This window comes from Paludisphaera mucosa (assembly GCF_029589435.1).
GTDB classification, from domain to species: Bacteria; Planctomycetota; Planctomycetia; order Isosphaerales; family Isosphaeraceae; genus Paludisphaera; species Paludisphaera mucosa.
In genome coordinates this window covers 3,186,623-3,212,002 of the sequence record NZ_JARRAG010000002.1, presented here as the reverse complement: position 1 = coordinate 3,212,002, position 25,380 = coordinate 3,186,623, and the positions used below count along the sequence as shown (strand labels likewise).

Here is a 25,380-nt window from a genome sequence, read left to right as displayed (position 1 = left end):
ATCCAATCCGGGCGGGTCGTTTAGGTTCTAACCGCGTCCGGATCCGCGCGTCGTCTCAGACCTCGTCGGACCGAGTGCGACGCAGGTCGCGCCGGACGGGCGGGTTGAGGCGTTCGATCTGGCGGGCTTCCTGGGGTTCCAGTCGGCTCGCCTGACGGTTCTCGCGTTGGATCGCCTCGTACACTTCCTGGCGGTGTACGGAGATCTCGATGGGGGCCGCGATCCCCAAGCGGACCTTATCGCCCCGAATATCGACCACGGTGATGACGATGTCGTCACCGATGATGATACTCTCGTCGCGGTGTCGGGACAGGACCAGCATCGTTCTCGGCTCCTTCCTCCTGCCAACGAGGCCTGTGACCATCCCCGATCACGCAGCCCGGGCTCTTGGCGACCACGACGCAGAAGGGGATGGTGAGAAGCCCATGAATATCCGAATGACAAGCCGCCAGGCTCACGCCGTCGCTCGCAACGGCGTCAGGCCGGGCAGCAGGGTCGGGGACTGGTTCGACGAGCCCGTCTCCAGCGGATACCGCACCGGGTACCGGCTGGAGGTGAGGACGAGCTGCCTCCCCAGTCGACGGACGGGATTGAACACGAGCGGGCCCTGGAGGTTGACGGTCAACCCCCCCGCGCCGCCTCGGCTCAGGACGACGTAGATCATCGCGGCCCGTTCGTCGGCCAGTTCCAACGCCGCCCGATCACCGGGACGGATCTCGATCCGGTAGTCGCCGACCGCCAGCGGGGGGGCGACCAGGCCGAAGGCCAGGTCGGGCGCCGTCGCGCTTTGCAGCCACGAGAGGCCCGAGACGACCGGATCCGGGAGGTGGAGGAACTGCGTGTACGAACGGAACCCCAGCAGGCCCTCGGGAATCCGGTAGATCTCCGATTCCGGGGCCTGGATCAGACCGAAACGGGTCGTGATGATGTTCACTTCCTGGTTACCTCCTTGAACGCCGAGCGGGGCGCATGCCTGGTCGATCCTTCGAGCGTCGTCCGGCATGGCCGGGCTTCCTCGCTCCGAGGCGAAGGCCCGGGCGCGTCGCCCCGCTGCCGCCGGCCCGGGCTTCGCGCCGGGCCGCCCGAAGGCCGCCCGCCGATCCGCCCCCGACGATCCGCAGGTCGCACGGCCCGTCCCCGCCGCCTCACGCGGCCACGACGCATCCCGCAGACTCGGCCCGCCGCCCCCCCTCTCGAATCGCTTCGCAGGGGGGAGGCGGGCTTGACCGACCGTAGTATCGACCCGGCTCAGACGGTTTTGTAACAGGTGGTCCGGCGAAATCCCGGGCCGCGCGCACCGCGCAAGGACTGCGCCGGTCGCTCCGCTCGTGACGGCCAGGGCACGGCCCGTCGGGCGACCGGAGGATCCGTCTCGACCCCGTCCGGAGGGACCGGGAGGCGGCCGAAAACCGCCTCAGGTCCGGTAGTTATCCTCAAGGCCCCAGAGCCGCTGGAGCTGACGGTCGCGCTTGCCGGTCTCGTAGCGGTAGATGGCCAGCTCCTCGACGATTTCGTTCGGGGCCGCCTGGTAGTCCTGCAGGCGTCGCTCGGCCTGGCGGAAGACGGGGCCGAGGTGGTCGGAGCAGGCGAAGCCGTAGGTCTTCAGCTCCGCGAAGCTGCCGTCGCTCCACCGCGCGGCGATCTTGTACGACGCCGCCTCCGGACAGCCCTCGAACGAACACTGGACCGCATGCCTGGTCAACGGACGATCCCCGAACTGGTGCGCGAGAGGCCGACTCGACGGCGAGTCGATCCCGGAAAGCCCCGCTCATCGTAACCCGAGCGGGCCCGAACCCGCCAGTCGGGGCAGGCCGACGCCCTCGAAAGGGGAGGGCCGCTCCCGCGGTCCGGGCGAGGGCGGCCCGAGGATGCGCCGTCGGGAGGCGGCTCAGTCGGCGAGCGGGAAGTCGATGGTGTTGCTCTTCGCCTCGACCTTCGCCTTCAGCCCGCCCTTCTCGGGCGACTCGTACTTCTGAGGGATGTCGCTGGGGGCCTTCTTGTAGGCCTTGGCGACGTCCTCCTGGCGATACAACCCGCCGATCTTGTCGGCGTTCTCCTGCGCCTTGCCCATGTCGGGCTTGCGCGCGGTCACGGCCACCAGGTAGTCGCCCGGGAAGGCCCCGTCCTCGTCCCCCTGGGTGGAGAGCGCGTAGTAGCCGTCCTTGATGACCCCGGTGGCGCCTCGCTGGTCCGAGGTCCCGCCGCCGGCCGGATAGAAGGAGATCGATCCGCTGCTTACGGGCTTTCCCTGGTAGGTGACGGTGCCCGTGACCTTGTAGCGCTGGGCCAGCCCGTCGTCGCCGCAGCCCGCGGCGAGCAGTCCTACGGCCACGGCGGCGGCGAGGCCCTTCGTCCTCGTCCATGGCCTTCGATTCGATGCCGAGATGTCGAACATGGGCGGTGATGTCCTGCTAAACGAGGGCGCGAAGACCGCGTCGGCCCCGAGCCTACGTCGGGGCCGACGACGCGATCGGGATCGGGATCAGTAAGCGTCGGAGCTGACGACCTCGCCGCCCGACCGGCTGCCGAGTGCGCAGTAGGTCGGCAGCGCGATCGAGCTCTTGAGGAACCGGACCGAGCCGTCGGCGAAGCCGATGTTGGCCCCGCCGGGGTGCTTGCTCTTGGCCCCCTTGCTGGCGTAGCTGAAGCGGTTCTGCCAGTCGGTGCTGCCGAACGGCGTCGTGCCGTCGAGCGGCGCCCGCAGGGTCTGCCAGTTGATCGGGATCGTGGTGCCGAAGGTCGCCCCGTTGTTGTTCCAGAAGTTGCTGTCGGCCGCCTGCGCCGGCAGGACCTCGCCGACCATGATGGTGTTCGACGTGCCGTCGGTGATCGAGGCGATCGTGACCGCGCCGATGGCCCGGATGCGGTACGAGAACATCCCGCGGAGCTGGCCGCCGCCGGTCGGGTTGCCGACCTGGTCGTCCCAGGCGGTCCCCCAGAAGCCGGGATAGCCGATCCGGGCCTGGCCGGCGGTGAGGCTCGGCGGATAGGGGTAGGTCTCCCAGGGGTTCTGGCCCGACGAGAGCGCGCCGATGGCGTAGTTGTCGCCGAAGCTGCCGGCGTAGTTGCTGACCATCACCCGGGTCTCGGCGACGTTCGTGATCGGGTTCACCGGGCTGCTGCCGTTGGGGTAGTTTCCCCACGCTCCGGTCGACGAGCGGATGCCCGGCCCCTGGCCCTGGTAGTTGTCGTCCGAGGGGCAGATCCAGGCCGTGCTCACCGTCATCAGGGCCGTCCACTGGGCCGAGCTGGAGACGACGTTGTTCAGCGGCAGGTTGAAGTTGATCGCGTTGTAGATGTTCCCGCCTTCCATCTGCGGGATCACCAGCGCCCGCCAGGAGGCCAGGTTGTTCCCGCCGACCTCGCCGCCCCAGTTGGTGCGGTTGTTGCTCTCGTCGGAGACCCCGCCGGGCGGGAACGCGGACTGGGAGCTCTCATAGTTGTGCAGGGCCAGGCCGATCTGTTTGAGGTTGTTCGTGCACTGCGCCCGCCGCGCCGCCTCCCGGGCCGACTGGACGGCCGGCAGCAGCAGGGCGATCAGGACGGCGATGATGGCGATCACCACCAGCAGTTCGATCAGGGTGAAACCGCGACGCTTCATGGTTGCCGCTCCAGGAATCGAGGGGGCCGAATGGCCATGGACGAACGCTCGGCTCCACGCCGTCGAGGCCCGTCCCGTACGCGATGTGCGCAGGAAGGCCCTCGGGCGGGAGCCCTGGGAGGTGGACGCGAGAAGGGACGATCGAAGATTCGTCTGCGAAAGGGGAGGCGGCCGGACGTCGCGCGTCCCGCCGCCTGCGGATTGCGAACGATCAAGCCATCTGAGAGACGTCCCGGTCGTCGCCGCGACAACGCGAAGTTCGCGGCGCATCGACGCCGAGAGAGCCGAATCCGCCCGCGTTCGGACATCCATGGAGGAGCCGAATCAGGCCGACACGAATCAAAACATGCAGCGTGATCAAGGGTTCGTGATTGCGCGCAAGGATGAGCCCGTCGAGGCCTTGCGGCGATTCCGGTCGACCCGAATGGGTCCTGGAATACCTGTTTTTTATCGCCGCATCAGGGTGATGTCAAGAATCCCGAGTGTGAATGATTGTGATTTCGTTCATATCGGTTGATGCAAATGTTTGGGACCCGGCCGGCCTGGGTCGCTCGTCCCGTCCCTAAGGTCTTGCCAGATAAAGCCGTCGATCACGGAGGCTGCGATGCCCCGCTCGCTCCGGTCTGGGAAGGCTCGGCGAGCGGGACGGGGGGATTTTCTCGCCGAGGACGGCCGCCGCCCGGGCCTGCCGGACGCGAATCGAGGCGAGCGGCGGGTCGACCCTTGACTTTGGGGGGACGGTGCGTATTTTGATGATTGTCGATCGTGACGCCATCTGTCCGCGCCTCTCCGATCGACCGAGGCGTCGGCCTCGATCATCCGGCCTCTTCTTCTATTTCCGGCCCCGTCGACCCGAGGATAACCGGGTCGCCGGGGTTTTCGCTTTTCCCGCGGGTGCGACGTCGTGGAACATCGGGATGGGACCGGATGGCGACGCTCCGGCGACGCTTACACGATCGATTGGGCGGGTTCGACGTGGGGCCTCGACCATTCCGGCGGGCGACTTGGCCTCCGGAAGCTCGACGCCTCCGGTGGCGTGTACCTCGCCCTGAGCGGCGTGGCTGCAAGGGCTCGAGGCGACGATCGAGCCTTCACCACCGATGCCCTCGCCGGTCTCGAGATCATCCATTCCCGCTTGATGGCGACCTTCCAGCCCGACGACTGGCACGGTTTGACCGTTCGCGCCGCGTGGGGATCGTGTCGGGACGGCCGGGGTATCGACCTGGAGGTCCAGGCCTCCGCGACTTCGGTCGGAGAGTTGCGACGCCTGGAGATAATGGTCGAAACAAGGCTGACGGATGGTCGGCCGCCCGACGGACGGGGCGTCTTAATCGAGGCGCGCGATCGGTCGGCCGCAGCATTGACGTACGACGGTCGAGAGTCGACGGAGATGCTCGCCATGGCCCAGACGCTCTCGATCCCGCCCGCAGACTCCGGGCTCTTCACCCCTCTCTTCCTGGACGAGCAGGAAGTCGGGGGCGATCTCGCCTATTTCGAGATCGCCCACCCGGACGACGTCTCTCGGAGAAGCCACGAGTACTTCGGGGAGCAGATCGGCACCCGATACGCGCTCTTCGGTCTCGATCTGGAGCGCGGGGTCGTCTTGCGAGGTCGGCTTCGCGGCGTCCACCTCCCGCCGCTTCCCCGCACGAAGATCGTCGACGAGGAGGAACGCCGGTTCCTGGACGAGCCGCCGCCGTTGCGGACCGCCTGACGCGAGCGGCGACGGTCAGGCCGCCGGAGGACGCGGAGGCGCCGCGACGTCAGCCTTCACCCGGGTCGCCGCCATGTCGCGAAGCTTCTTGACGACCTCGGGGGCGTCCCATTCCGAGCTGCCCACGCGCGAATAGGCGAGGCGGCCGTCGGGCGAGACGAAGAAGGTGGCGGGGATGCCGTCGGTAAGGAAGACGGGGGGCAGGGCCCGGGCGTGGAGGATCGTCATCGGCCAGCCCTTGCCGGCGACGAACCGCTTCACGTCTTGAACCTCGTCGTCGGTGGCGATGCAGACGAACGCGACCTTGCCGTCCTGCAGGTCGGGATGGGCGGCCAGACGGGCGATCGAGGGCATCTCGGCGATGCAGGGGCCGCACCACGTCGCCCAGACGTTGACGAACAGGGCCTTGCCGCGGAAGTCGGCGAACGAGACGGTCGCGCCGTCGAGGTTCTGCAGGCTCCACTCGTAGTCCACGGCGGTCCCCGGCCCCGGCGCGTCGAGGTCGTCGACCCGCCTGGGCCCGGCGACGAGGAGGTAGGCGACCCAGAGCGAGGCGAAGACCCCCGCGAGCAACATCCAGGGGACGTCGCGACGCGCGGGGGGCGGGGGGGCTGTTTCGTCGGCCATGGATCCTCCCGGGATCAATCCTTGCCGCGGGTCTCGGCGACCGGCGCGAGGAGCTGCTCGACGGGCGCGTAGTCGTCGGTCAGGATGATCCCCCGCGAGCGGTGTTCGAGCACGGCCTTCTCATCCTCGGGCCCGTACGGGGTGGCGATCGTCTTTCGGCGCTTCTGGAAGAATCGGGGGTCGTCGTCGCGGAGGCCCAGGTCGGACAGGTCGATCGGCTGCTTGGCGGCGACGACGACGAACGTCTCGCGCTGGCCTTCGCCGGTCTCGCTGCTGGTTCCGAAGATGTAGACGTGCGGGAAGGTGAGCTTCGCCGTGGCGGTCCACGCACCCAGGAACCCGCCGTAGCGGTGGGCCGACCGCAGGTGCGACCGGCGGACCAGCTCCTGGAGCGACGGGTCCTTGATCTGCTTGGTCTCGATGACCTTGTCCGCCTTGAGCAGCGCCTGGGCGTCCGACTCGTAGGCGTCGATGATGTTGATCATGTACACGCCGGTCGGCGCCATCATCTTGGCGATCTTCTCGTTGAACTCGCGCGTGGTCAGGTGCCAGGGGACCGAGAAGTCGTTGAAGGCGTCGCCGAAGATGACGTCGTACTGCTTGGCGTCCTGGTTCCGCTCGACGAACTGGCGGGCGTCGCCCCAGATCGTCTTGATCGTGGTGTCGACCGGCAGCCCGGTCGCCGCGTGGTTGGCCCGGGTGACGGCGGGGTCGATCTCGGCGACGTCAACCTCGGTCCCCGGGTAGACGTGCTGGACGTGGCGCTGGAAGGTGTAGGCGCCGCCGCCCAGGAAGAGCGTCTTGAGGGTGGCCTTCTCGACCTTGGGCATCCACGACCGCGAGGGCGACTCGAGGATCTCCTCGTCGTCGGGGGCGATCGAGGAGGTCCTCGGGGCGGTCTTCAACTCGTCGGGCTTGGTGCTCCCCGGCTGGGCGCCGGCGAAGACCTGGTCGGGGATGGTCGCGCCGTCGGCCGTCGGCTTGGGAGTCGGTGCCGGGGTCGCACCGGGGCCGGCCAGGGTGATCTTGCCGGCCGCCTTGGCGGAGCGGTAGGCGACCATGGCGTAGATGTGCTCGTAGTCGTAGTCGAGCCGCTCGGGGTGCCCCAGGATGAAGTAGCCGTGGATCAGGTTGTCGAGCACCAGGGTCCGTAGTTGCAGGTCCTCGCCCTCGGGCTCGTTGTTGACCTTGATGAAGTAGTAGTTGCTCTCGTCGGCGTAGGCGAGGGCGTCCTTGGTGGTCTTGGGGTCGCCCTTGGGCTCGCGGATGCTCCAGGCCTCGCCGATCTCCTGCGTCCAGTGCATCGGCAGGAAGCCGATGACGCAGAGGCCCAGCGGGATGCCCGCCCAGATCGCGTGCAGGACCGAGCCCAGGATCGTCGCCGCCAGGGCCAGGACGGCCGCGAGCAGCAGGAGCACGCCCTTGGTGCCGAGGTGGTCGATGAGCACGAAGCCGGTGAGGAAGGTCCCCAGGATGCTGCCGACCATGCCCCAGGCGTAGACCTGGCCGATGGCCGTGCCGGTCCGCTTGTGCCGCCGCAGGCGGTCGACGGCCAGCTTGGCCACCACCGGGCTGACCGTGCCCATCGTCACCGCGGGCAGGAAGAAGACCATCGTGACCACGAGCAGCACCCGATACGGCCACGACAACTGCCAGGGCACCCCCCCGATCGAGATCTCGCTCCAGACGATGGCGCGGCTGAGCACGCTCGGCGAGATCCCCTGGCCCGTCGCCTCGCGGAACCACTCGGGCATGTTGTCGAGGAACAGGATCCAGAGCAGGGCGACCGACGCGATCAGGAACAGCCAGCTCACCTGCTTCTCGTTGGTGATGCTGTTCGCCAGCCGGCCGCCGAACCAGTTCCCCAGGCTCAGGCCCGCCAGCAAGACGCCGATGATGCTGGTCCAGCCGTAGACGCTCGATCCCAGGTGCCGCGTCACCAACCGGCCGGCCACCATCTCCATCGCCATGAACGCCAGGCTCGCCAGGAAGGCCAGCATGGCCAGGTCGCGCAGGCTCGCCTGCGGCGCGGCCTCCTCCGGCCCCAGGTCGCCGGCCCTGAGGGACTCGACGTCCGCCGCCCGCGCCCGCGATTGGAGGGCCGCCGCGGCGGCCAGCGCCATCGCGAGCGCCGAGACGCCGCCCAGGATCGCCAGGTAGTTGAGCTGATAGCCCCCCAGGTCGACGCCGCCGATCCCCAGCGTGCGGACGAGCGGGCCGATGGAGGCCGCGGCGAACAGGGCGGCGGTCGTCGCCGCCAGGCCGCGGTTCAGCGGGGTCGCGTCGAGGACGGCGGACAGGACGGCCAGGGCCGCGGCCACCACCAGGACGATCACCGATGTCGGGGCCAGGTAGATGAGGACGAACCCCGCCAGGAAGGTGCCGACGATCGACCCGACCGCGCCCCAGAAGTAGACGTCGCCGATGGCGCTGCCGGCCTTGTTCGAAAGTTCGACGGCCATCTTGGCGACGACCGGCCCCACCATCCCCAGCACGGTGGCCGGGAGCAGGAAGTCGAGCGTGACGACCAGGATCGTCCTCAGCTCCCAGTTGATCGCCTGGGCCGAGGGGACGATCGCGGGGATCATCGCGTTGACGGCCAGGGCCCCGAAGGTCAGGAACGAGCCCAGCGCGAAGAGCGGCCCGACGGCCCGGCGGGGCTCGATCCGGTCGGCCAGGCGTCCGCCCAGGACGTTCCCCAGGCAGATGCCGGCCAGGATGATCCCGATCACGCTGTTCCAGACCGTCAGCGACGATCCCACGTGGCGGGCCACCAGCCGGCTCGAGACCAGCTCCAGGACCATGATGCAGAGGCTGCTGAAGAACGCCAGGGCGTAAGGGGACCAGCGGGCTGCCAGGCCGACCATGCGGGAGGCTCTCCGGGAGATCGCCGATCCTGTTTCGGCGGTGGGGGTTCCGTCCTTGGAACGGGGGGCTTCGTCTGCACGCGAGGAGAACCCACGATAAACGTCGGGCCGGGGCCGTACAACCGGCTACCGGGCCCCGCGGGACCGGCGCACGCCGATTTCCCGGCTTATCCGCGCGCGGCGAGTCTCGGGCTCGATTGACTCGGAGCGCCGGGCGCGTTACACCGGAATTGTCACCCCGGCTCATGGCGGGTCGGGGAGAACGCCAGGCTATGAACGCCCCCATTCGCACGTCGTCCGACGCGCGCCGGGGGCTTTTTTTACGCGCGGATCGCGCGGAGCCGCGGGGGAAGCCCTCGCGGCCAATCGCCCGGCACCTCATCGAAGATCCGAGCCCCGCGTCGCGTCGGCCCGAAACAGGGCGGCGACGAGCCGGGCCCGGCGCACGACGTCGTGTCGAAGGAGGCCCGTCTTGAAACGGCAATATGTCACGGTCGACGGCAACGAGGCCGCGGCTTACGTCGCCCACGCGACCAACGAAGTCATCGCGATCTATCCGATCACGCCCTCGTCGACGATGGGCGAGCTGGCCGACGCCTGGTCCGCGGTCGGTCGCAAGAACATCTATGACGTCGTCCCCACGGTGGTCGAGATGCAGTCGGAAGGGGGGGCCGCCGGCGCCTGCCACGGCGGCCTGCAGGGCGGGGCGTTGACCACGACGTTCACCGCCTCGCAGGGCCTCCTGCTGATGATCCCGAATATGTACAAGATCGCCGGCGAGCTGACGTCGGTCGTGTTCCACGTCGCCGCCCGGTCGCTGGCCACGCACGCCCTCTCGATCTTCGGCGACCACAGCGACGTGATGTCGACCCGCGGCGCCGGCTGGGCCATGCTCTGCTCGAACACGCCCCAGGAGGTGCAGGACTTCGCCCTCATCGCCCAGGGGGCGACGCTCAAGGCCCGCGTCCCGGTGCTCCACTTCTTCGACGGCTTCCGGACGTCCCATGAGGTCAACAAGCTCGAACAGCTCACCCGCGACGACCTCCGGGCGATGATCCCCGACGACCTCGTCCAGGCCCACCGCGACCGCGCCCTGTCGCCGGAGCGGCCGATCCTCCGCGGCACGGCGCAGAACCCCGACGTCTTCTTCCAGGCCCGCGAGGCGTGCAACCCCTACTATCAAGCCGTCCCCGGCATCGTCCAGCAGGTCATGGACGACTTCGAGAAGCTCGCCGGACGCCGCTATCAGCTCTTCGAATACGTCGGCGCACCCGACGCCGAATTCGTGGCCGTCGCCATGGGGTCGGGCTGCGGGGCCATCGAGGAGACCATCGCCCGGCTCAACGCCGAGGGCCGCAAGCTGGGCCTGATCAAGATCCGCCTCTTTCGCCCGTTCGACGTCGCCGCCTTCCTCGCCGTCATGCCGACGACGACGCGGCGGATCGCCGCTCTCGACCGCACGAAGGAGCCGGGCGCGATCGGCGAGCCCCTCTATCAGGACGTCGTCACGGCCCTCGCCGAGGGCTGGGCCGACCGCGCCGGCGACGCCCCCATTCCTCGCGTCTACGGCGGCCGCTACGGCCTCTCGTCGAAGGACTTCACGCCCGCCATGGTGAAGGGGGTCTTCGACGAGCTGGCGACCGAGGCGCCGAAGAAGCATTTCACCGTCGGCATCATCGACGACGTCACCCACCTCAGCCTGAAGTGGGACCCGACTTTCAGCACCGAGGCCCCCGACGTCCACCGCGCCGTCTTCTACGGGCTCGGCAGCGACGGGACCGTCGGCGCCAACAAGAACACCGTCAAGATCATCGGCGAGAACACCCCCTTCCACGCCCAGGGCTACTTCGTCTACGACTCGAAGAAGTCGGGCTCGGTCACCGTCTCGCACCTGCGGTTCAGCCCCCGGCCGATCCAGTCGTCGTACCTGGTGTACAACGCCAACTTCGTCGCCTGCCATCAGTTCAACTTCCTGGAGCGGATCGACGTCCTCGAATGCGCCGACCCCGGCGCGGTCTTCCTGCTGAACAGCCCGTACGGTCCCGACGAGATCTGGGACAAGATGCCGATCGAGACCCAGCGGCAGATCCTCGAGAAGAAGCTGCGGTTCTACGTGATCGACGCCGAGGCCGTGGCCCAGAAGGCCGGGCTGGGGCGGCGGATCAACACGATCATGCAGACCTGCTTCTTCGCCCTGTCCGGCGTCCTGCCCCGCGAGGAAGCGATCGCCGAGATCAAGCACGCGATCGAGAAGACCTACGGCAAGCGCGGCGAGGCCGTGCTCGAGCAGAACTACGCGGGCGTCGACCACGCCCTGGCCCACCTGCACGAGGTGACGGTCCCGTCCGAGCCCGCCGGCGACGTCCGCCGGGTGCCGGCCGTGCCGGCGTACGCCCCCGACTTCGTCAAGCGGGTCACGGCGATGATGATCGAGGGCCGCGGCGACCTGCTCCCCGTCAGCGCCCTCCCCGTCGACGGTTCGTTCCCGACGGCCACGGCCCAGTACGAGAAGCGGAGCATCGCGCTGTCGATCCCGATCTGGGACCCCGAGATCTGCATCCAGTGCGGCCTCTGCGCCCTGGTCTGCCCGCATGCGGCGATCCGCACCAAGGCCTACCCCCAGGACGACCTCGTCGGCGGCCCCGACGGCTTCCCGTCGCTGCCGTTCACCGGCAAGGAGCTGCCCGGGTCGCGGCTGACCGTCCAGGTCGCCCCCGACGACTGCACCGGCTGCGGCGTGTGCGTCGACGTCTGCCCGGCCCGCAGCAAGGAGTCGGTGAAGCACAAGGCGGTCAACATGGAGCCGAAGGTCGACCACCTCGACCGCGAGCGCGCCAACTTCGACTTCTTCCTCGCCCTCCCCGAGGCCGACCGCAGCCAGGTCAAGATCGAGGTCATCAAGGGATCGCAGCTCCTGCAGCCCCTCTTCGAATTCTCCGGCGCGTGCCCCGGCTGCGGCGAGACGCCCTACCTCAAGCTCATGAGTCAGCTCTTCGGCGACCGCGCGATGATCGCCAACGCCACCGGCTGCTCGTCGATCTACGGCGGCAACCTGCCGACCACGCCCTACACGACCAACGCCTCGGGCCGCGGGCCCGCCTGGAGCAACTCGCTGTTCGAGGACAACGCCGAGTTCGGCCTGGGCCTGCGGCTGGCCGTCGACCAGCAGGAGATGTACGCCCGCGAGCTGGTGCGCCGGCTGGCCCCGCAGCTCGGCTCGGAGTTCGTCGCGGAGCTGCTCGACTCGCCCCAGCTCGACGACGCCGGCATCGCCGCCCAGCGCGAGCGGGTGACGATCATGAAGCAGGCCCTGGAAGGCGAGGACGCGCCGGGGGCGATCGCCTTGAAGGGGGTGGCCGACTCGCTGATCCGCCGCAGCGTCTGGATCGTCGGCGGCGACGGCTGGGCCTACGACATCGGCTTCGGCGGCCTCGACCACGTCCTGGCCTCGGGCCGCGACGTCAACATCCTGGTCCTCGACACCGAGGTCTACTCCAACACGGGAGGCCAGGCGTCGAAGTCCACCCCCCGCGCCGCGGTCGCCAAGTTCGCCTCGGGCGGCAAGACCGTCGGCAAGAAGGACCTGGGGATGATGGCCGTCGACTACGGCAACGTCTACGTCGCCACGGTCTCGATGGGCGCCAACCCGCTGCAGACGCTCAAGGCCTTCCGCGAGGCCGAGTCGTACCCCGGCACCTCGCTGATCATCGCCTACAGCACGTGCATCGCCCACGGCATCGACATGACCACGTCGATGGCGCACCAGAAGGACGCGGTCTCCAGCGGCTACTGGCCGCTCTACCGCTACGACCCCCGCGTCGCCCAGGGGGGCGCGAAGCCCTTCCACCTCGACAGCCGCAAGCCGAGCACGTCGTTCCGCGACTTCGCCCTCAAGGAGGGCCGCTACGCGATGCTCGCCCGCGCCAACCCGACGCATTCCGAGAACCTGCTGGCGCTGGCCCAGGCCGACATCACCGAGCGCTGGCACTTCTACGAGCAGATGGCCGGCGTCGAGCGCAACGTGAACCCGATGGAGGAGTCCCCCAAATGAGCGCCCGCCTGAAGACCAAGTATCTCGGCTTCGAGCTGAAGAATCCCGTCGTCGCCTCGGCGGGGCCGCTCACGGGCAAGCTGGACGGCCTGATCAAGCTGGAGGAGAACGGCGTGGCGGCGGTCGTGCTGCCGTCGCTGTTCGAGGAGCAGATCGTCCGCGAGGAGGACGAGATCAACAAGCTCTACGAGTACGGCACCGAGTCGTTCGCGGAGGCACAGACCTACCTGCCCGAGATGGAGGACTACCACACCGGGCCCGACAACTACCTGCACCACCTGAAACAGGCCAAGCACGCGCTGACGATCCCCGTGATCGCCAGCCTCAACGGCACCTCGGCCGGCGGCTGGATCCACTACGCCGAGCTGATGCAGGACGCCGGGGCCGACGCCCTCGAACTCAACATCTATTACCTGCCGACCCACCCCGACCTCAGCTCGGCCGACGTCGAGGGGCGTTACCTGAACCTGGTGGCGGCGGTCCGCAAGTCCGTGAAGATCCCCCTGGCCGTGAAGATCGGCCCGTTCTTCAGCTCGCTGCCGAACATGGCCAAGCGTCTGTTCGACGAGGGGGCCGACGGCCTGGTCCTGTTCAATCGGTTCATCCAGCCCGACATCGACCTCGCGACGCTGTCCGTCCAGCCCCGGCTGGTCCTCAGCAGCAGCGACGAACTCCGGCTCCCGCTGCGCTGGATCGCGATCCTCCGGTCGTACTTCGACAAATCGCTGGCCGCCACTTCGGGCGTCCACACGGCGGAGGACGTCCTGAAGCTGGTCCTCGCGGGCGCCGACGTCGCGATGACCACGTCGGCCTTGCTCCAGTCCGGCCCGACGCTCGTCGGCGACATCCTGCTCGGCCTCCGGAGCTGGCTGGACGAGAACGAATACGAGTCGATCGAGCAGATGAAGGGCTCGATGAGCCAGCGCAACATCCCCGACCCCGAGGCCTTCGAGCGGGCCAACTACGTCAAGACGATCGTCTCGTACAGCACCGAGGCCGAGTGACGCGGGTGCGGACCAGGACGGCCCTTCTCCGTCGCGCCGGGAGGACGCGGCCGTCGGGTCCGTACGCTGTGCGAGGCTTTGTTCGAATCTCGCGACCGAGTCCTTGACTTCGACCGGCTCGGACCATGCAATAAGAGCATGCCTGAGACTTTTGTCAGAGCCTCGGGAGTCCGGCCCGCCCGGAGGCATGCTCATGGCGCTCAAGATCGGTGCGATGGTCATCGTTTTCGGGATCGCGTCGTTCTGCGGGGATGCGCAGGCCGCCGCGGACGAGATCGACGTGATCTTCACGGACGGCGGGTACGACCGCTGGCTTTTCTCCGCCAAGACCGGGCAGTCGGGCGGACGCTGGAAGGTCGCCGCAGACGGCCTTCACGCGGTCATCCCCCGCGGTTCGGAGAAGCGGACGCCGATGTGGTTCGTGGCCGAGGCGAACCTCGAGGGGGACTTCGAGGTCGTCGCTTCGTACGACGCGCGCATCCGGCCGAAGCCGCGGGCGAAGCCGGGGACGCCCGACTATGCGGTGAGCAACGGCGTCGAGCTGGGGTTGCGCGTCGGCGAGACCTGGGTGTCGATCTTCGACGCCGTGAGGCCCGGCGGCGAGGAGGTCGGCTACTTCATCCGGCCTCCCGACGGCAAGAACGGATATGGACAGGTCCCGGGGACCAGGCCGGCCGGGAGGCTGGCGGCGAGGAGGGTCGGCTCGACGTTGATCCTCCTGCACGGCCCTCCGACGGGCGATCTCGTGGAGTTGGGGAGATTCGAGGTCGGCGCCGCTCCGGCCGAGGAGGTGGCCCTGGTGCCGAAGCCGTTGAACACGACGGACGCCCTGGAAATCGTCTATCCCCGCCTCGTCCTCAAGGCCGATCGCATCGTCCGCCTCCGCCGGCCCCCGGCCGACTGGACGGCCTGGATCGCGGCGGGTCTGGGGCTGGTCCTGGCGACGATCGTCGGCTGCCTCGGCCTGAGGCGCTGGCGCTCGCGTCGCGAGGAGGAGCCCCGGCTCGCGCCGAGACGGGCCTTCACCTTGATCGAGTTGCTCGTCGTGATCGCGGTCATCGGGCTCCTGGTCGCGTTGCTGCTCCCGGCGGTGCAGGCTGCGCGCGAGGCTGCGCGGCGGATGCAATGCGCCAACAACCTCAAGCAGGTCGGCACGGCCCTCGCCGCCTATCAGTCGACTCATACGGTCTACCCGTTCGGGCTCGGCGGCGGCGCCCCTCCCGGCTCCAAGGGGAGGTGGTCGGCCCATTCGCAACTTCTCCCGTTCGTCGAGCAGCCGAGCTTGTTCGCATCCCTGAATTTTTCGGGGGTTCCCTGGGTCGAAGATCCGATCCCCCTGAGCCGGATGAACCAGTCGGCGCTCCAGGTGATCGTATCCACGTTCCTCTGCCCCTCGGACTCCGCCTCGGGGCCCGCCGACGCCTACGTCCTCGGCCCGAACAGCTACCGGGCCTGCGCCGGGACTCAGCCGACGAACCTCCCGAGCGACTCGCCCGACGGGACCGGCCGCAACGACGGCGCGTTTTGGTATCAAAGCGCGCTTCGCCCCTCGGCCGTGCGCGACGGACTCACGAACACGGCGATGTTCAGCGAGCGCTGCATCCACAGGGCGGGGCTCGTCGACCCGAAGGCCGACTACCTGCTCACGGCCGACTCGCTCGCGTCCTGCACCTCGGCCGACCCGGCGACGTCGCCCGTACTCGACGTGCCGCTCCAGCGCCCCGGGGGCCGCTGGGGCGACGGCAACATTCTTTACACGCGCTATACGAGCCTCTTGCCCCCGGGAGGGGTCTCGTGCGTCCTGGGCGGATCGAGCGACTACGAAAGCCCGATCGTCACGACGGCCTCGAGTCGCCACCCCGCGGGCGTGAACTTGCTGGTCGGGGACGGTTCCGTCCGGTTCGTCAAGGCCGCCGTCGCAGGGGCGGTCTGGCAGGCGCTCGGGACGATCGCGGGAGGGGAGACGATCTCGCAGGACGCTTACTGACAGGGCCCCACGGCGATCTCCCCTGGGAGGCGTCCCGCACTCGACCGGGCGGAAAACCCGTCGCGCGGCTTCGCTCCTCCACTCGGCTTCGGCTTGCGTTACAATCGCCTCGTCATGACGCCGATCCTCATCCACGATCTCGACGACCCTCGGATCGCCGAATATCGCTCGCTGAAGGCGACGAACGCGACCCGTCACCTCGGCCACTTCGTCGTCGAGGGCGAACGGCTCGTCGAGCGGCTGATCGCCAGCCGCTTCCCGGTCGCCTCCGTGCTCGTGACCGACCGTCACGTGGAGAAGCTGGGGACGACCCTCCCCGAGGGCGCGCCGGTCTACGTCGTGCCCTCCGATCGGATCCACGACCTCGTCGGCTACTCGTTCCACCGCGGCGCCATGGCCTGCGGGATCAAGCTCCCGCCGCCCGACTGGCGCGCGCTCTGGGGCGCGGCGACGGGGCCGTTGACGTTCGCGGTCTGCCCGCAGGTCAGCAATCCCGAGAACCTGGGCTCGATCGCCCGGCTCTGCGACGCCTTCGACGTCGCCGGCATCCTCGCCGGCCCGTCCTGTCCCGACCCGCTCTCCCGGCGCGTGCTGCGGGTCTCGATGGGCTCGGCCCTTCGCGTGCCGATCATCGTCGCCGACGACCTGCTCGGCCTGGCCTCGGAGCTGGAGTCGGGCCTCGGCGTCGCCTTCCTCGCCGCCGTGGCCGACGACGGCGAGCCCTTCGGCCTCGTCGACCCGCCGCGCCGTCTGGGCCTCGTGCTGGGGGACGAGGATCGCGGCGTCGACGCCGATTGGCTTCGGCGTTGCTCGCGGGCCATCACGATCCCGATGCCGGGAAAGGCCAGTTCGCTCAACGTATCGACCGCCGCCGCCATCTTGCTCTATCATTTCACCCGGCGCGAGCGAGCGTGAATCCGGGCGCACCATCCCGTCGAAATCACCCGGGCCGGCGCGTGACGCGTAAGTTATCGGGGGCCGCCCCGTTAGTAATTTTTATATCGCGGCGGACCGTCCGCGCGGGGCGGGCCGGTGATCCTCCTCGGAGACGGCGCTCGATGCCACAGGAACCGATCGCGGCCCCGGTGCTGCAAGTGCTCAGCGGACCGACCACCGGCCGGCTGGTCAAGCTGACCGCCGACCTGACCGTGATCGGCCGCAGCCTCGACTGCGACCTCGTCCTGGACCCCAAGACGGTCTCGCGACGGCACGCCGAGATCGCCCGCCGCCGCGACGAGTACCTGATCCGCGACCTGGAGAGCACCCGCGGCACCTACGTCGACGGACACCGCGTCACCCGGCCGACCCAGCTCTGGAACGAGGCGCGGATCCAGGTCGGCGAGGTGACCCTCAAGTTCCTCAGCCGCTCGGTTCAGGTCCAGGCCGGCGACGACGACCAGTCGACGATCTTCGCCGCCATGGACCTGATGGCGGCCGAGGACCGCGTCGCCGCCATCGCCCGCCCCGAGGAGAAACTGCGGGCGCTCCAGAAGATCAGCCGCGAATTCGGCGGCGAACTCGTCCTCGACGCCCTGCTCGGCCGCGTGCTCGACTCGCTCTTCGACATCTTCTCGCAGGCCTCGGGCGGCTTCGTCCTGCTGGAGAACCAGGCGAAGGAGCTGACCCCCGAGGCGGTGAAGTCGCGAACCGGCGCCCAGGGCGAAGGAGTGGTCGTCAGCAAGACGATCCTCGACCGCGTCATGAAGGGCGGCCAGGCGATCCTCAGCAAGAACACGCGCGAGGAGATGGGCGACGTCCGGAGCATCGCCGAGAGCCGCGTCCGCTCGCTCATGTGCGTGCCCATCTTCGACGCCAAGCGCCGGCCCGTCGGCGTGGTCCAGATCTACGCCGACGAGGGCCGCGGCCGGTTCACCGAGGAAGACCTCGACCTCCTCGCCTCGGTCGCCAGCCAGATCAGCGTGGCCGTCCAGAACGCCCGCATGCACCGCGACCTGCTCCAGCAGCGCGAGTTCGAACGCGAGCTGCAGTTCGCCCGCCAGGTCATGCAGGCCCTGCTCCCGGAGCGGCCCAAGTCCGTCGCCGGCTACGAATTCTGGGACTGCTACGAGCCGGCACGCCACGTCGGCGGCGACTACTACGGCTTCATCCCCATGTACGGGTCCGAGGCCGCCCGCCTGGAACCCGTGCGACGCTGGGCGATCGCGGTCGGCGACGTCGTCGGCAAGGGCCTGCCGGCCGCGCTCTTGACGGCGCGGCTGTCCGCGGAGATCAGCCTGTTCCTCCAGGACGCCCGCGATCCCGCCGAGGTCGTCACGAAGCTCAACCGCCGCCTGACCGAGAACGGCGTGCTCGACATGTACATCACCTTCCTGCTGGTGATGCTCGACGTCGAGACCCATACCCTGCACGTCGTCAACGCCGGCCACCCCGCTCCGTTGGTTCGGCGTCGCAACGGCACGGTCGAGGAGATCGGCCGCGAGACCTCCGGCCTCCCCCTGGCGATCGACGGCGAGTCCGTCTACGAGGCCAGCGAGACCCGTCTGGAGCCCGGCGAATTCGTGATGCTGTACACGGACGGCGTCCCCGACGCGATGAACAGCGCCAACGAGCGCTACTCCGACGCCCGGTTCCGCGCGCTACTCGCCCGCGTGCACGATTCGCCCCGCGAGGCCGGCGAGGCCGTCGCCGCGGACCTCCACGCCCACGCCGCCGGCAGCGTCCAGTTCGACGACGTCACCCTGGTCGCCTTCGGCCGCGTCTGATCGCCGCGGCCGACCTCGCCGTCAGGCGAAGAGACGCATCCCGCGACGCCTCGGCCGCTCGCTCCGCTCCAGGGGGAGGAGCCGTCGCGTCGCCGATCGCGCGTCGCCGCCGAAACCGGTCGTGAACGACCGGGCGGGCAGGCGCAGGACCGCCTCGTCCTGGTCCTGATCCCGCGAGCAGAGCGGGGGGGCGATCTCGACGACGTTCGCGCCCGCGACCAGCACGAACACGGCGTAGGGCAGGGGGGCGTCGGGATCCGTCCGCCGCGAGAGCGAGACCCAGGGCACTTCGCTCGCCGCATGCGTCCGGTAGACGAGGCAGCCCGTCCCGCCGAAGAGGGAGCTGTCGAAATCGTGGTCCGGATTCCCCACCCATTCCAGCGTGTCAGCGAAATGCTGAAGCTCACGCGCCGGCATGATCGCAACCGCCATCCGCACCAGGGCCTTGTAGGCCCCGATGGAGACCGTCGCCGGCGGCGGCCCGCCCACTTCGGCCTCGAGGAGCGACCGCCAGAACCGCGCGAAGTCGACGTCGATCGATCCCTCGAACTGCTCGTGGCATTCGTCGCAGATCTCGCCCGTGCGTAGCGTCGTCGCGGCGACGACCTCCGGCACGATCGGCCGGGGCCCGGTGAACTTCGCCCGGGGCGCGCCCCTCTCGCAAAATCGACAGCCCGGCTGCGGCCTCGCCCCCACGAGGACGGGCTCCGCCGAGGCGAGTGGATATTCGGCGGCCGGCCGGTAGTTCAGCTGGAATGCGAGGTCCATCTCGGCGGCGACCCAGTCGTCCTGGTCGGCCCCATGGACCCCTCCCCGGCGCTCCCATCGCTCGTAGGCGGAGCGCTGAATCTGATCCCAGGTAGGCAGCATCGCGCGATCCCTCGACTGTCGACGCGTTTCCGTCCTCGCCCATCCGAGCGTGGCGGGGACCGAGAAGCCCCCCGCCCGGTGCCCCATCATAAACACGAAGCCCTTCGAGAGAAAGAGCGACGTCGGCGGTGCAAACCGGACCTCGTCCCGGCCGGGGACGAACCTCCTTGACGCGGGCTGCGTAGGAACGATAATGACTCTCGGAGCAGTCGGCGGTTCTCCGTCGATGGCTTCGGCCGTCTCCCCAAAGGGGGCGAACCAGGATCGACCGGATGTCCGAAGTGAACGGTGGCGTGCCGAGGTTGGTCAGCAGGCCTCGTAAAAAGCCGACTAAAACTTAACTGCCAACAACACTGTTGGTCTCCGTCTCGCTGCCTGAAAACAGTGAACGGCCCTGCGACGAGTCTTCTCCCGAGAGACTCGGCCAGGGACGCCAATTCGGGATAGCCTGAGCCAAACCGCTTGTTGAAGCCCGGGCGAAATTCATGATGAGCTAAGCCGAAAGGGATCCTGCCGACCGGAGCCCTGACGCCGACAATCAAATGACCGGCTACGCACGTAGATGCCCTCGCTGAAGCTTCTCGGGACGCGGGTGCAATTCCCGCCGCCTCCACTCTTTACCCCAACTGCTAGCTCCTGACTGGCGGTGACAACCAACGACGTAAAGCCCTGCTCCGGCGGGGCTTTGCTCGTTTCTGGGGGTAGAGTTTTACTCCCCCGAGCTGACAACCGCTGAAAGCTTCTGACCCAAGACGCCGCCCGAAACGCAACCAATATGCAACCAACGGCGTTCACCTATCTGTCGATGTCGAGGCCGCCAGCTCCCGGATTTGCCGCCTGATTTCCTCGGACAATCTTGGCCACGCCGTGACTACCGCCTGTAGGTCGGCGTCCTCCACCAGCGCCTCCACTACCGCCGGAGCCAGCGGGAACGGAAGCGCGGCCAACGCCTCCGCCCTGTCCTCCATGCCAATGTGGGTGTACTTGGCCGTCTGGCAAATGTCGGCATGCCGGGCAAGTTCCTTCGCCTCCATGATCGACGCGCCCGACCTGACCAGTCTCGTAATGTGGGAGTGCCGCCCCGCCGCGTGGAAGTCGGCCAGCCCCTCGTGTGTCTCGTAGGGTATGCCAGCCCGCTCCAAATCCTTTTGCACCATCGTGTAGGTCTTGCGCCGAGCGAGGCGATAGAAAAGCGGTTCATCGGGATCGAGCCCCGAGATCCACCCCCGCACCAGCGTGACCAGTTTGGGGTGCATCGGCAGGACGTCCTTGCGGCGGTGCTTCGAGCAGGCGGCATCGACCGTCAGGGTTGGCTGCGGATCGTCTAGCTTGAACGAGTTCGGGGTCAGGCTCGCCAGCTCGGAACGGCGAAGCCCGGTCAGGTAGCTGATCTGGTAAATCCTCGCCCGCATCTCACCGTCGTAACCCTGCACCTCGACGCCGGAATTACGGGCGGCCTCGACCAGCCGGGCGAACTCGTCGGGCGTGAGCGCCCGCCGCTTGTGCCGCACGTCGGTTTCGGCGTTCAGCCGCTCCATGCCCACCAGCGGGTTGCCGGGCAGCCGCTTGGTCAACACCAGCCACTTGCCGAACGCGTCCGCCGCTTGCAGGTAGTGGTTGTAGGTGCGCGCGCCGATGTCCTCCTCCTCGCGGAACTCGTTCAGCCAGTCCACGACCTTCTCGCCGTCCATCTCGGCCAGCGTCAGGAACCCGCAACCCTCGATGACCCGGGTCACCCGGGTCATGGTCAACTTACGGTGCTTCGGAGTGTTGTTCGCCATCGAGCGGTCGAAGGCATCGAGATGCTCGGTGATCGGACTCTGCTTGATCGCCAGCAGCCGCTCCTGGGCCGGGTCGATCATGCCCCGCTTCCGCAGCAGCACCTCGTTTTCGAGTTTCGCGGCCAGCTGCTCGGTGAGCGCCTTGTCGGTGAAGCCCTTGGCGAACTGGCGGTTACCCTCGTGGTCCGTGTACTGGATCACATAGGGCTTGGTCTTCTTCCCCTTGTCCCGACCTCGCTTGAAGATCGCGGCCACTGCTCTGTCCTCCAAAGAAAAAGGGACGGTTGCCCGTCCCTGATTATAAGTTCAGTAGGTGGAGCGCGCCAGGGTCAGCCATGCGGGCACCCCCTCTCGATCCACTCCGTCACCTCGGCCAGCCGCCAGCGGGTGTTGCGCCCGATGCGAACGGGCTGGGGGAACTTGCGGCCGGAGAGCAGCCGCCACAGCGTCCGCTCGGACACCTGCATGAGCTTGGCCAGTTCCTCTGCGTTGATCAGTTTCGGCGCTGCATCTGTGCTCATCTTTCTTGCCCCCTATCCTTCCCCAGCATGCGCGACTTGGCCCGCTCGGTGGCCTCCTTGAGGAACGACTCGTATTCCTGCCCGCTGTCGCGGAGGCGGGCGGCCTCGTAATCGGTCTTCCACTCCTCATGGAGGGAGTTCGGCCGTTTGGGTTTCTCCTCCGGCATGGTCAGACCTCCGGTTCGCGTGACGACTTCTTGTCCAACTCCTCGCGGCAGACGCGATAGAACTCGCGAGCGGCCTCACCCCGTTCCTCTTCACGCAACACGGCCTGGATGATCCAGACGCATCGCTGGGCGATCCTGACGGCCAAGGCGTGCACCGCGGGGTCTGCGCTCTGAATCTCTATGAACATGTTATCTCTCCTTTTCACGGTCTTTGCCCCGACCCGTCGCGGCGGCGGCCTTCTCTTCGAGCATCTCCTGATAACCGTCCTCTGACACCGCCATGTCGATCAGGCGGTTGCGCTGCGTGTCGCTGATCTTGCCTGGGTCGATCTCCGACAGGAGGATATGCCCTTGGTCACGGTTGGAGATGCCGGACCAGTCGACAGCGTCCTGAAGGATGGCGAGCTTGCTCGGCTCTGGCATGTCTTTCCAATCCCGCTCAACGATGCGGTAATTGCTGTCGCGGCCAACCACCGCCGGATAGGTGCCTTCCTTGATCCGCTCGATGTGCCGCACGGCATGGGCGAGTTGTCTTTCGTCACTGGGCATGGGGACCTCCTCAGTTGACCGAGGGCTGAGCGGTGAAGCGCGTCCGCCGCTTGGCCTCCTTGACCGCCTCAAGGCAGGCGACGGTAATGAACGAAACCAACTCCGGTGTGGAGGCATGAGGGCTTGTCTGAAGCATTTCGACGATCAACAGGCCGGCGGCCAAGGCACAGTCGTATTCGATCAACTCACTTTCCTCGGGCATCGTGGCTCCTAATGAGTCAGGCGGGTTGGCTTTCCTCGCCACGGGGTTTTCAGTTGCCGTCGTCGGTGTGCGTCACCGCGAAGGCTGTCACTGCGGCGTCGATCAAAAACAGCATCCACACGAACATGGCGAACTCCCGGGAGGATGCGGGGCGGGTCGCTTTCCCCGCCCCTCGGGTCACTTCTTGAGGAAGGTGCTGAGCACCTTGAGGCCGATTCCGGTAGCCTTGCCGGCCACATTGCCGGCGTCCTTGATGTTGCCCCTCATGTGGTCGTTGATCACGATGAAGTCCTTCAAGCGGAACGTCAGCATGTAGAAAATCCACGCGACCAGCCCGACGAAGACGATCTGCGCGAAACCCTGGTCCATCTGAGACTCCTTGTGCATGGGGTGAAACGGTACGGTCTGTTAGATGGCAGCGCTATCGCTCCATCTCGGCTTCCTTCTGCATGACGGGGGTGCTTGGAGGGGCGTAGCTTTCGAGCATTTGGTCGTAGGAGACACCCAATTCCTGCGTGACCTGCTGCGATGTAGGGCTCAACGGCGTGCCCGGTTCCTCGACCCCGCGTTGGCTTTCAGGGAAGGCCGGGAGGATGGCGTTCTGGAGGTCTTTCAGGCCCTCGCGCCACATAGCCTCGACCTGGCCGGTGAACTGGGGTTGCTCGGAAGCCCACTCGTTCATCTTGTCGACCATCCGCTCCGCGATGCCTGGACTCGATTCATCAGCCATTTATGTGCTCCGATTTGTTGTCTAGCGTTTTCGCCGAGACGATGCGCGCACGCTACCTACCGCCCCTTCTTGAACTCCTCCGCGTAATACTCACCTTCGAGAACTGCGTCGCTCATGTGCTGCACCCGCTTGTAGACGATGAATTTGTCGATGCACATGCACACGCCAAGCGAGACGAAGCCGGCCATGATGAACAGGCCGAGGGTTTCCGACATGGGGCAAACCGCCGCGCCGATCAGGAAGCACATGAACGGCTCGAATCCTCTTGCCTGCTCCACGTCCTTGATGAAGCGGAACTTCATCGCGAGCCATGGATAGCCCCTGTACCGGCTATGCGTGATGATGCCCTTTTGCCTGAGATGGAAGGTCTGGATGCGCCGGACGATCAGAGCGATGAACCACAACATCAGGTAGAGGCCCATGCCGCTGGCCCACCGGCCGCCGGTCAACGCGAGCATCAGAAGGAGAGCCACGAGCCCGTAGGGGTGGAAGGCCTCCGCCCCGAAGCTGTTCCGGATCAGCGGCGTGATCGCCGTCGCGTGGCTGTTGGCGAAGAGATAGATGAGGCCGAGAGAATCGCCGGTGGTGAGCTTCGTCGAGTTGTTCTGTTCCTGAGGCATGGCACACCCCTTTCGGATCAGTCTTTCTGAGAGAACGCGACGATCATCCAGCTCCGACCGTTGCTGAAGGGCTCCGCCGACCGGATGACCACGGCGTCGCAAGTGAGGTCGTTGGCGAGTCCGCCGGTCCTGAGCCCGTGCATGAACACCTTGGGCTGTAACGCGGGCTGGTACTGGAAGGAAACCGAGGTGCTCGCCTTGCTCGCTCCGAAGATGTCCTCGAAGGGATGCTCACCGGGCGAGTTGCTCGTGGAGACGAAGGACTCGAGTTCCCGGCCCAGCATCTCGCTGGCCCACTCCGCTGTTTTCGCGTCGCCGATCGCGTGCATGATCCGCGTCGAGAAGTTGGTGAGGAGGGCATCGGCCTGGTTGCGCCCCGTATCGCCCTTGAGGGCGCCGAAGTACGAGTGCAGCGACTGCGTGAGGAAAACGAGGCAGCCCTTGTGCGAGCGGCACTGCGTGATGAACAGCGAATCGAAGCTGTTGACGAACTGCGCCGCCTCGTCGGCCCAGATGGTGACGACGTTCGACGAATCGTCGGCATGACGGCGGGAGCACCATCTTCTCGGTGAGGAACTTCCAACCCGCCGCGACAAGCGCGCCAGTGTCGCCGTACTCGGCGGGCGCCATGTTCACGATGACCCACTTGCCCTTGAGCATGTCGTCCGGGCTGCAGTTCGAGGTCGTCGAGACGAGCTCGCGCACCACGCCAACGTTGAAGGTATGGAGGATGCCCATGACGCCCGTCAGGATGGACGATCGGGTCTTATCCGCCATCGTCGGGAACTCGGCGAGCCAGTAATCGACGGCAAGACGATAGTCGTGCTCCTCGACGGGGCTCTTGCCCCGCATGTAGGCGGCTTTGAGGCATTGGTTGCAGAAACCGTCCCGCCACTTTTCATCTGTGAGTTGCGCCGGGCTCTGTGGGGCGGCCATGATGAACCGCTGGATGTCGGGCGCGGAGACGCTACCAGTTGCGAGCTTCACCACCTCCACGCCGTTGTAGATCATCCGCTGCTGTTCGCCTTCCCAGAAATCGGCCGACTCGCCGCCCTTGGTATCTGCCGACCGGAGCGTCTCGCCGATGACCGTGATGCAGCGGGTCACGTCCCGCGTGAGCCCGCCCATGGCGAGCACGTAGCCGAGGAAGTTAAACCGCAGGGGCTGCTCCGGCCCGAACACGAGCAGGTCTTCCGAGCGACCCGCCGAGGCGAAGATGGCCTGCCACATCTCGAGGTCTTCGGGCTTCGCCGCGAGGATGAGCCCACCCGATCCGGGCAGTCCGATGATCGACCTGCCGAGGAGCTTCCCCGAGCTGGACGTCTTGCCGGAGCCCGCCCGGCCGATCACGCATACCCCGCCGTTC

The 25,380-nt window shown here is 67.5% G+C and carries 24 protein-coding genes and 1 other RNA gene; 7 read left to right on the top strand and 18 right to left on the bottom strand.

Annotated elements, in window-relative coordinates:
* Window positions 1–55 precede the first annotated feature (55 nt).
* The 5 genes from csrA to PZE19_RS22045 all read right to left on the bottom strand — a co-directional run bounded on the left by csrA (window position 56) and on the right by PZE19_RS22045 (window position 3,601).
* Entirely contained in the window at window positions 56–322 is a 267-nt protein-coding gene (gene csrA / locus PZE19_RS22065; protein ID WP_165247956.1) for a carbon storage regulator CsrA, read from the bottom strand.
* A 132-nt stretch (window positions 323–454) separates the two neighbouring features.
* Window positions 455–934, bottom strand: a complete 480-nt coding sequence (fliW, locus tag PZE19_RS22060; protein WP_277862762.1) for a flagellar assembly protein FliW — start codon at window positions 932–934, stop codon at window positions 455–457.
* 480 nt (window positions 935–1,414) lie between these two features.
* Window positions 1,415–1,702 carry a hypothetical protein gene (locus tag PZE19_RS22055; protein ID WP_277862761.1) on the bottom strand — a complete coding sequence of 96 codons (288 nt, stop codon included), beginning with the start codon at window positions 1,700–1,702 and terminating at the stop codon, window positions 1,415–1,417.
* A gap of 186 nt (window positions 1,703–1,888) precedes the next feature.
* Window positions 1,889–2,395 (bottom strand): hypothetical protein, encoded by a 507-nt coding sequence (locus PZE19_RS22050; protein ID WP_277862760.1) that lies wholly within the window; start codon window positions 2,393–2,395, stop codon window positions 1,889–1,891.
* Window positions 2,396–2,482: 87 nt separating this feature from the next.
* The gene (locus PZE19_RS22045) at window positions 2,483–3,601 is read right to left on the bottom strand and encodes a DUF1559 family PulG-like putative transporter (RefSeq protein WP_277862759.1); all 1,119 of its coding nucleotides are present in this window, start codon (window positions 3,599–3,601) and stop codon (window positions 2,483–2,485) included.
* Window positions 3,602–5,000: 1,399 nt separating this feature from the next.
* Here PZE19_RS22045 and PZE19_RS22040 point away from each other — a divergent pair.
* Window positions 5,001–5,315: a hypothetical protein gene (locus tag PZE19_RS22040; protein ID WP_277862758.1), complete on the top strand. Its 315-nt coding sequence runs from the start codon at window positions 5,001–5,003 to the stop codon at window positions 5,313–5,315.
* A 15-nt stretch (window positions 5,316–5,330) separates the two neighbouring features.
* Here the strand turns inward: PZE19_RS22040 and PZE19_RS22035 are convergent, their stop codons facing one another.
* Together PZE19_RS22035 and PZE19_RS22030 are read right to left on the bottom strand one after the other, a co-directional pair.
* Window positions 5,331–5,942, bottom strand: a complete 612-nt coding sequence (locus PZE19_RS22035) for a TlpA family protein disulfide reductase (RefSeq protein WP_277862757.1) — start codon at window positions 5,940–5,942, stop codon at window positions 5,331–5,333.
* 14 nt (window positions 5,943–5,956) lie between these two features.
* Window positions 5,957–8,809, bottom strand: coding sequence for a fused MFS/spermidine synthase (locus PZE19_RS22030; RefSeq protein WP_277862756.1), 2,853 nt, complete (start codon window positions 8,807–8,809; stop codon window positions 5,957–5,959).
* A 472-nt stretch (window positions 8,810–9,281) separates the two neighbouring features.
* Between PZE19_RS22030 and nifJ the strand changes: the two genes are divergently transcribed.
* The 5 genes from nifJ (at window position 9,282) to PZE19_RS22005 (ending at window position 18,574) form a co-directional block, all read left to right on the top strand.
* Window positions 9,282–12,860: a pyruvate:ferredoxin (flavodoxin) oxidoreductase gene (gene nifJ, locus PZE19_RS22025; RefSeq protein WP_277862755.1), complete on the top strand. Its 3,579-nt coding sequence runs from the start codon at window positions 9,282–9,284 to the stop codon at window positions 12,858–12,860.
* The gene (locus PZE19_RS22020) at window positions 12,857–13,864 is read left to right on the top strand and encodes a dihydroorotate dehydrogenase-like protein (RefSeq protein WP_277862754.1); all 1,008 of its coding nucleotides are present in this window, start codon (window positions 12,857–12,859) and stop codon (window positions 13,862–13,864) included. The genes nifJ and PZE19_RS22020 overlap by 4 nt, the downstream gene beginning before the upstream one ends.
* A gap of 193 nt (window positions 13,865–14,057) precedes the next feature.
* Window positions 14,058–15,851, top strand: coding sequence for a DUF1559 domain-containing protein (locus tag PZE19_RS22015; RefSeq protein WP_277862753.1), 1,794 nt, complete (start codon window positions 14,058–14,060; stop codon window positions 15,849–15,851).
* Window positions 15,852–15,965: 114 nt separating this feature from the next.
* Window positions 15,966–16,766 (top strand): TrmH family RNA methyltransferase, encoded by an 801-nt coding sequence (locus tag PZE19_RS22010; protein WP_277862752.1) that lies wholly within the window; start codon window positions 15,966–15,968, stop codon window positions 16,764–16,766.
* A gap of 143 nt (window positions 16,767–16,909) precedes the next feature.
* Window positions 16,910–18,574, top strand: a complete 1,665-nt coding sequence (locus tag PZE19_RS22005; protein ID WP_277862751.1) for a SpoIIE family protein phosphatase — start codon at window positions 16,910–16,912, stop codon at window positions 18,572–18,574.
* Between the two features lie 21 nt (window positions 18,575–18,595).
* On the opposite strand, the gene PZE19_RS22000 is transcribed toward PZE19_RS22005, so the two are convergent.
* Entirely contained in the window at window positions 18,596–19,444 is an 849-nt protein-coding gene (locus PZE19_RS22000) for a DUF2934 domain-containing protein (RefSeq protein ID WP_277862750.1), read from the bottom strand.
* Between the two features lie 249 nt (window positions 19,445–19,693).
* Here PZE19_RS22000 and ssrA point away from each other — a divergent pair.
* Window positions 19,694–20,060: a transfer-messenger RNA gene (ssrA, locus tag PZE19_RS21995) on the top strand.
* A 175-nt stretch (window positions 20,061–20,235) separates the two neighbouring features.
* On the opposite strand, the gene PZE19_RS33160 is transcribed toward ssrA, so the two are convergent.
* The 10 genes from PZE19_RS33160 to PZE19_RS21945 form a co-directional block, all read right to left on the bottom strand.
* On the bottom strand, window positions 20,236–21,480 hold the full coding sequence (locus PZE19_RS33160; RefSeq protein WP_277862749.1) for a tyrosine-type recombinase/integrase: 1,245 nt from the start codon (window positions 21,478–21,480) through the stop codon (window positions 20,236–20,238).
* A 74-nt stretch (window positions 21,481–21,554) separates the two neighbouring features.
* Window positions 21,555–21,746, bottom strand: a complete 192-nt coding sequence (locus PZE19_RS21985) for a helix-turn-helix transcriptional regulator (protein WP_277862748.1) — start codon at window positions 21,744–21,746, stop codon at window positions 21,555–21,557.
* A complete protein-coding gene (locus PZE19_RS21980) occupies window positions 21,743–21,913 on the bottom strand; it encodes a hypothetical protein (RefSeq protein ID WP_277862747.1) in 171 nt (56 codons plus the stop codon). The genes PZE19_RS21985 and PZE19_RS21980 overlap by 4 nt, the downstream gene beginning before the upstream one ends.
* 2 nt (window positions 21,914–21,915) lie before the next feature.
* Complete coding sequence (locus PZE19_RS21975) at window positions 21,916–22,101, bottom strand: hypothetical protein (protein ID WP_277862746.1); 186 nt, start codon at window positions 22,099–22,101, stop codon at window positions 21,916–21,918.
* A 1-nt stretch (window position 22,102) separates the two neighbouring features.
* Window positions 22,103–22,462 carry a hypothetical protein gene (locus PZE19_RS21970; protein WP_277862745.1) on the bottom strand — a complete coding sequence of 120 codons (360 nt, stop codon included), beginning with the start codon at window positions 22,460–22,462 and terminating at the stop codon, window positions 22,103–22,105.
* Between the two features lie 10 nt (window positions 22,463–22,472).
* Window positions 22,473–22,664 (bottom strand): hypothetical protein, encoded by a 192-nt coding sequence (locus PZE19_RS21965; protein ID WP_277862744.1) that lies wholly within the window; start codon window positions 22,662–22,664, stop codon window positions 22,473–22,475.
* A gap of 177 nt (window positions 22,665–22,841) precedes the next feature.
* A complete protein-coding gene (locus PZE19_RS21960) occupies window positions 22,842–23,033 on the bottom strand; it encodes a hypothetical protein (protein ID WP_277862743.1) in 192 nt (63 codons plus the stop codon).
* A gap of 52 nt (window positions 23,034–23,085) precedes the next feature.
* Window positions 23,086–23,394 (bottom strand): hypothetical protein, encoded by a 309-nt coding sequence (locus tag PZE19_RS21955; protein ID WP_277862742.1) that lies wholly within the window; start codon window positions 23,392–23,394, stop codon window positions 23,086–23,088.
* Between the two features lie 56 nt (window positions 23,395–23,450).
* The gene (locus PZE19_RS21950) at window positions 23,451–24,014 is read right to left on the bottom strand and encodes a hypothetical protein (RefSeq protein ID WP_277862741.1); all 564 of its coding nucleotides are present in this window, start codon (window positions 24,012–24,014) and stop codon (window positions 23,451–23,453) included.
* Window positions 24,015–24,031: 17 nt separating this feature from the next.
* Window positions 24,032–24,610: a TraM recognition domain-containing protein gene (locus PZE19_RS21945; RefSeq protein WP_277862740.1), complete on the bottom strand. Its 579-nt coding sequence runs from the start codon at window positions 24,608–24,610 to the stop codon at window positions 24,032–24,034.
* Between the last annotated feature and the right edge of the window lie 770 nt (window positions 24,611–25,380).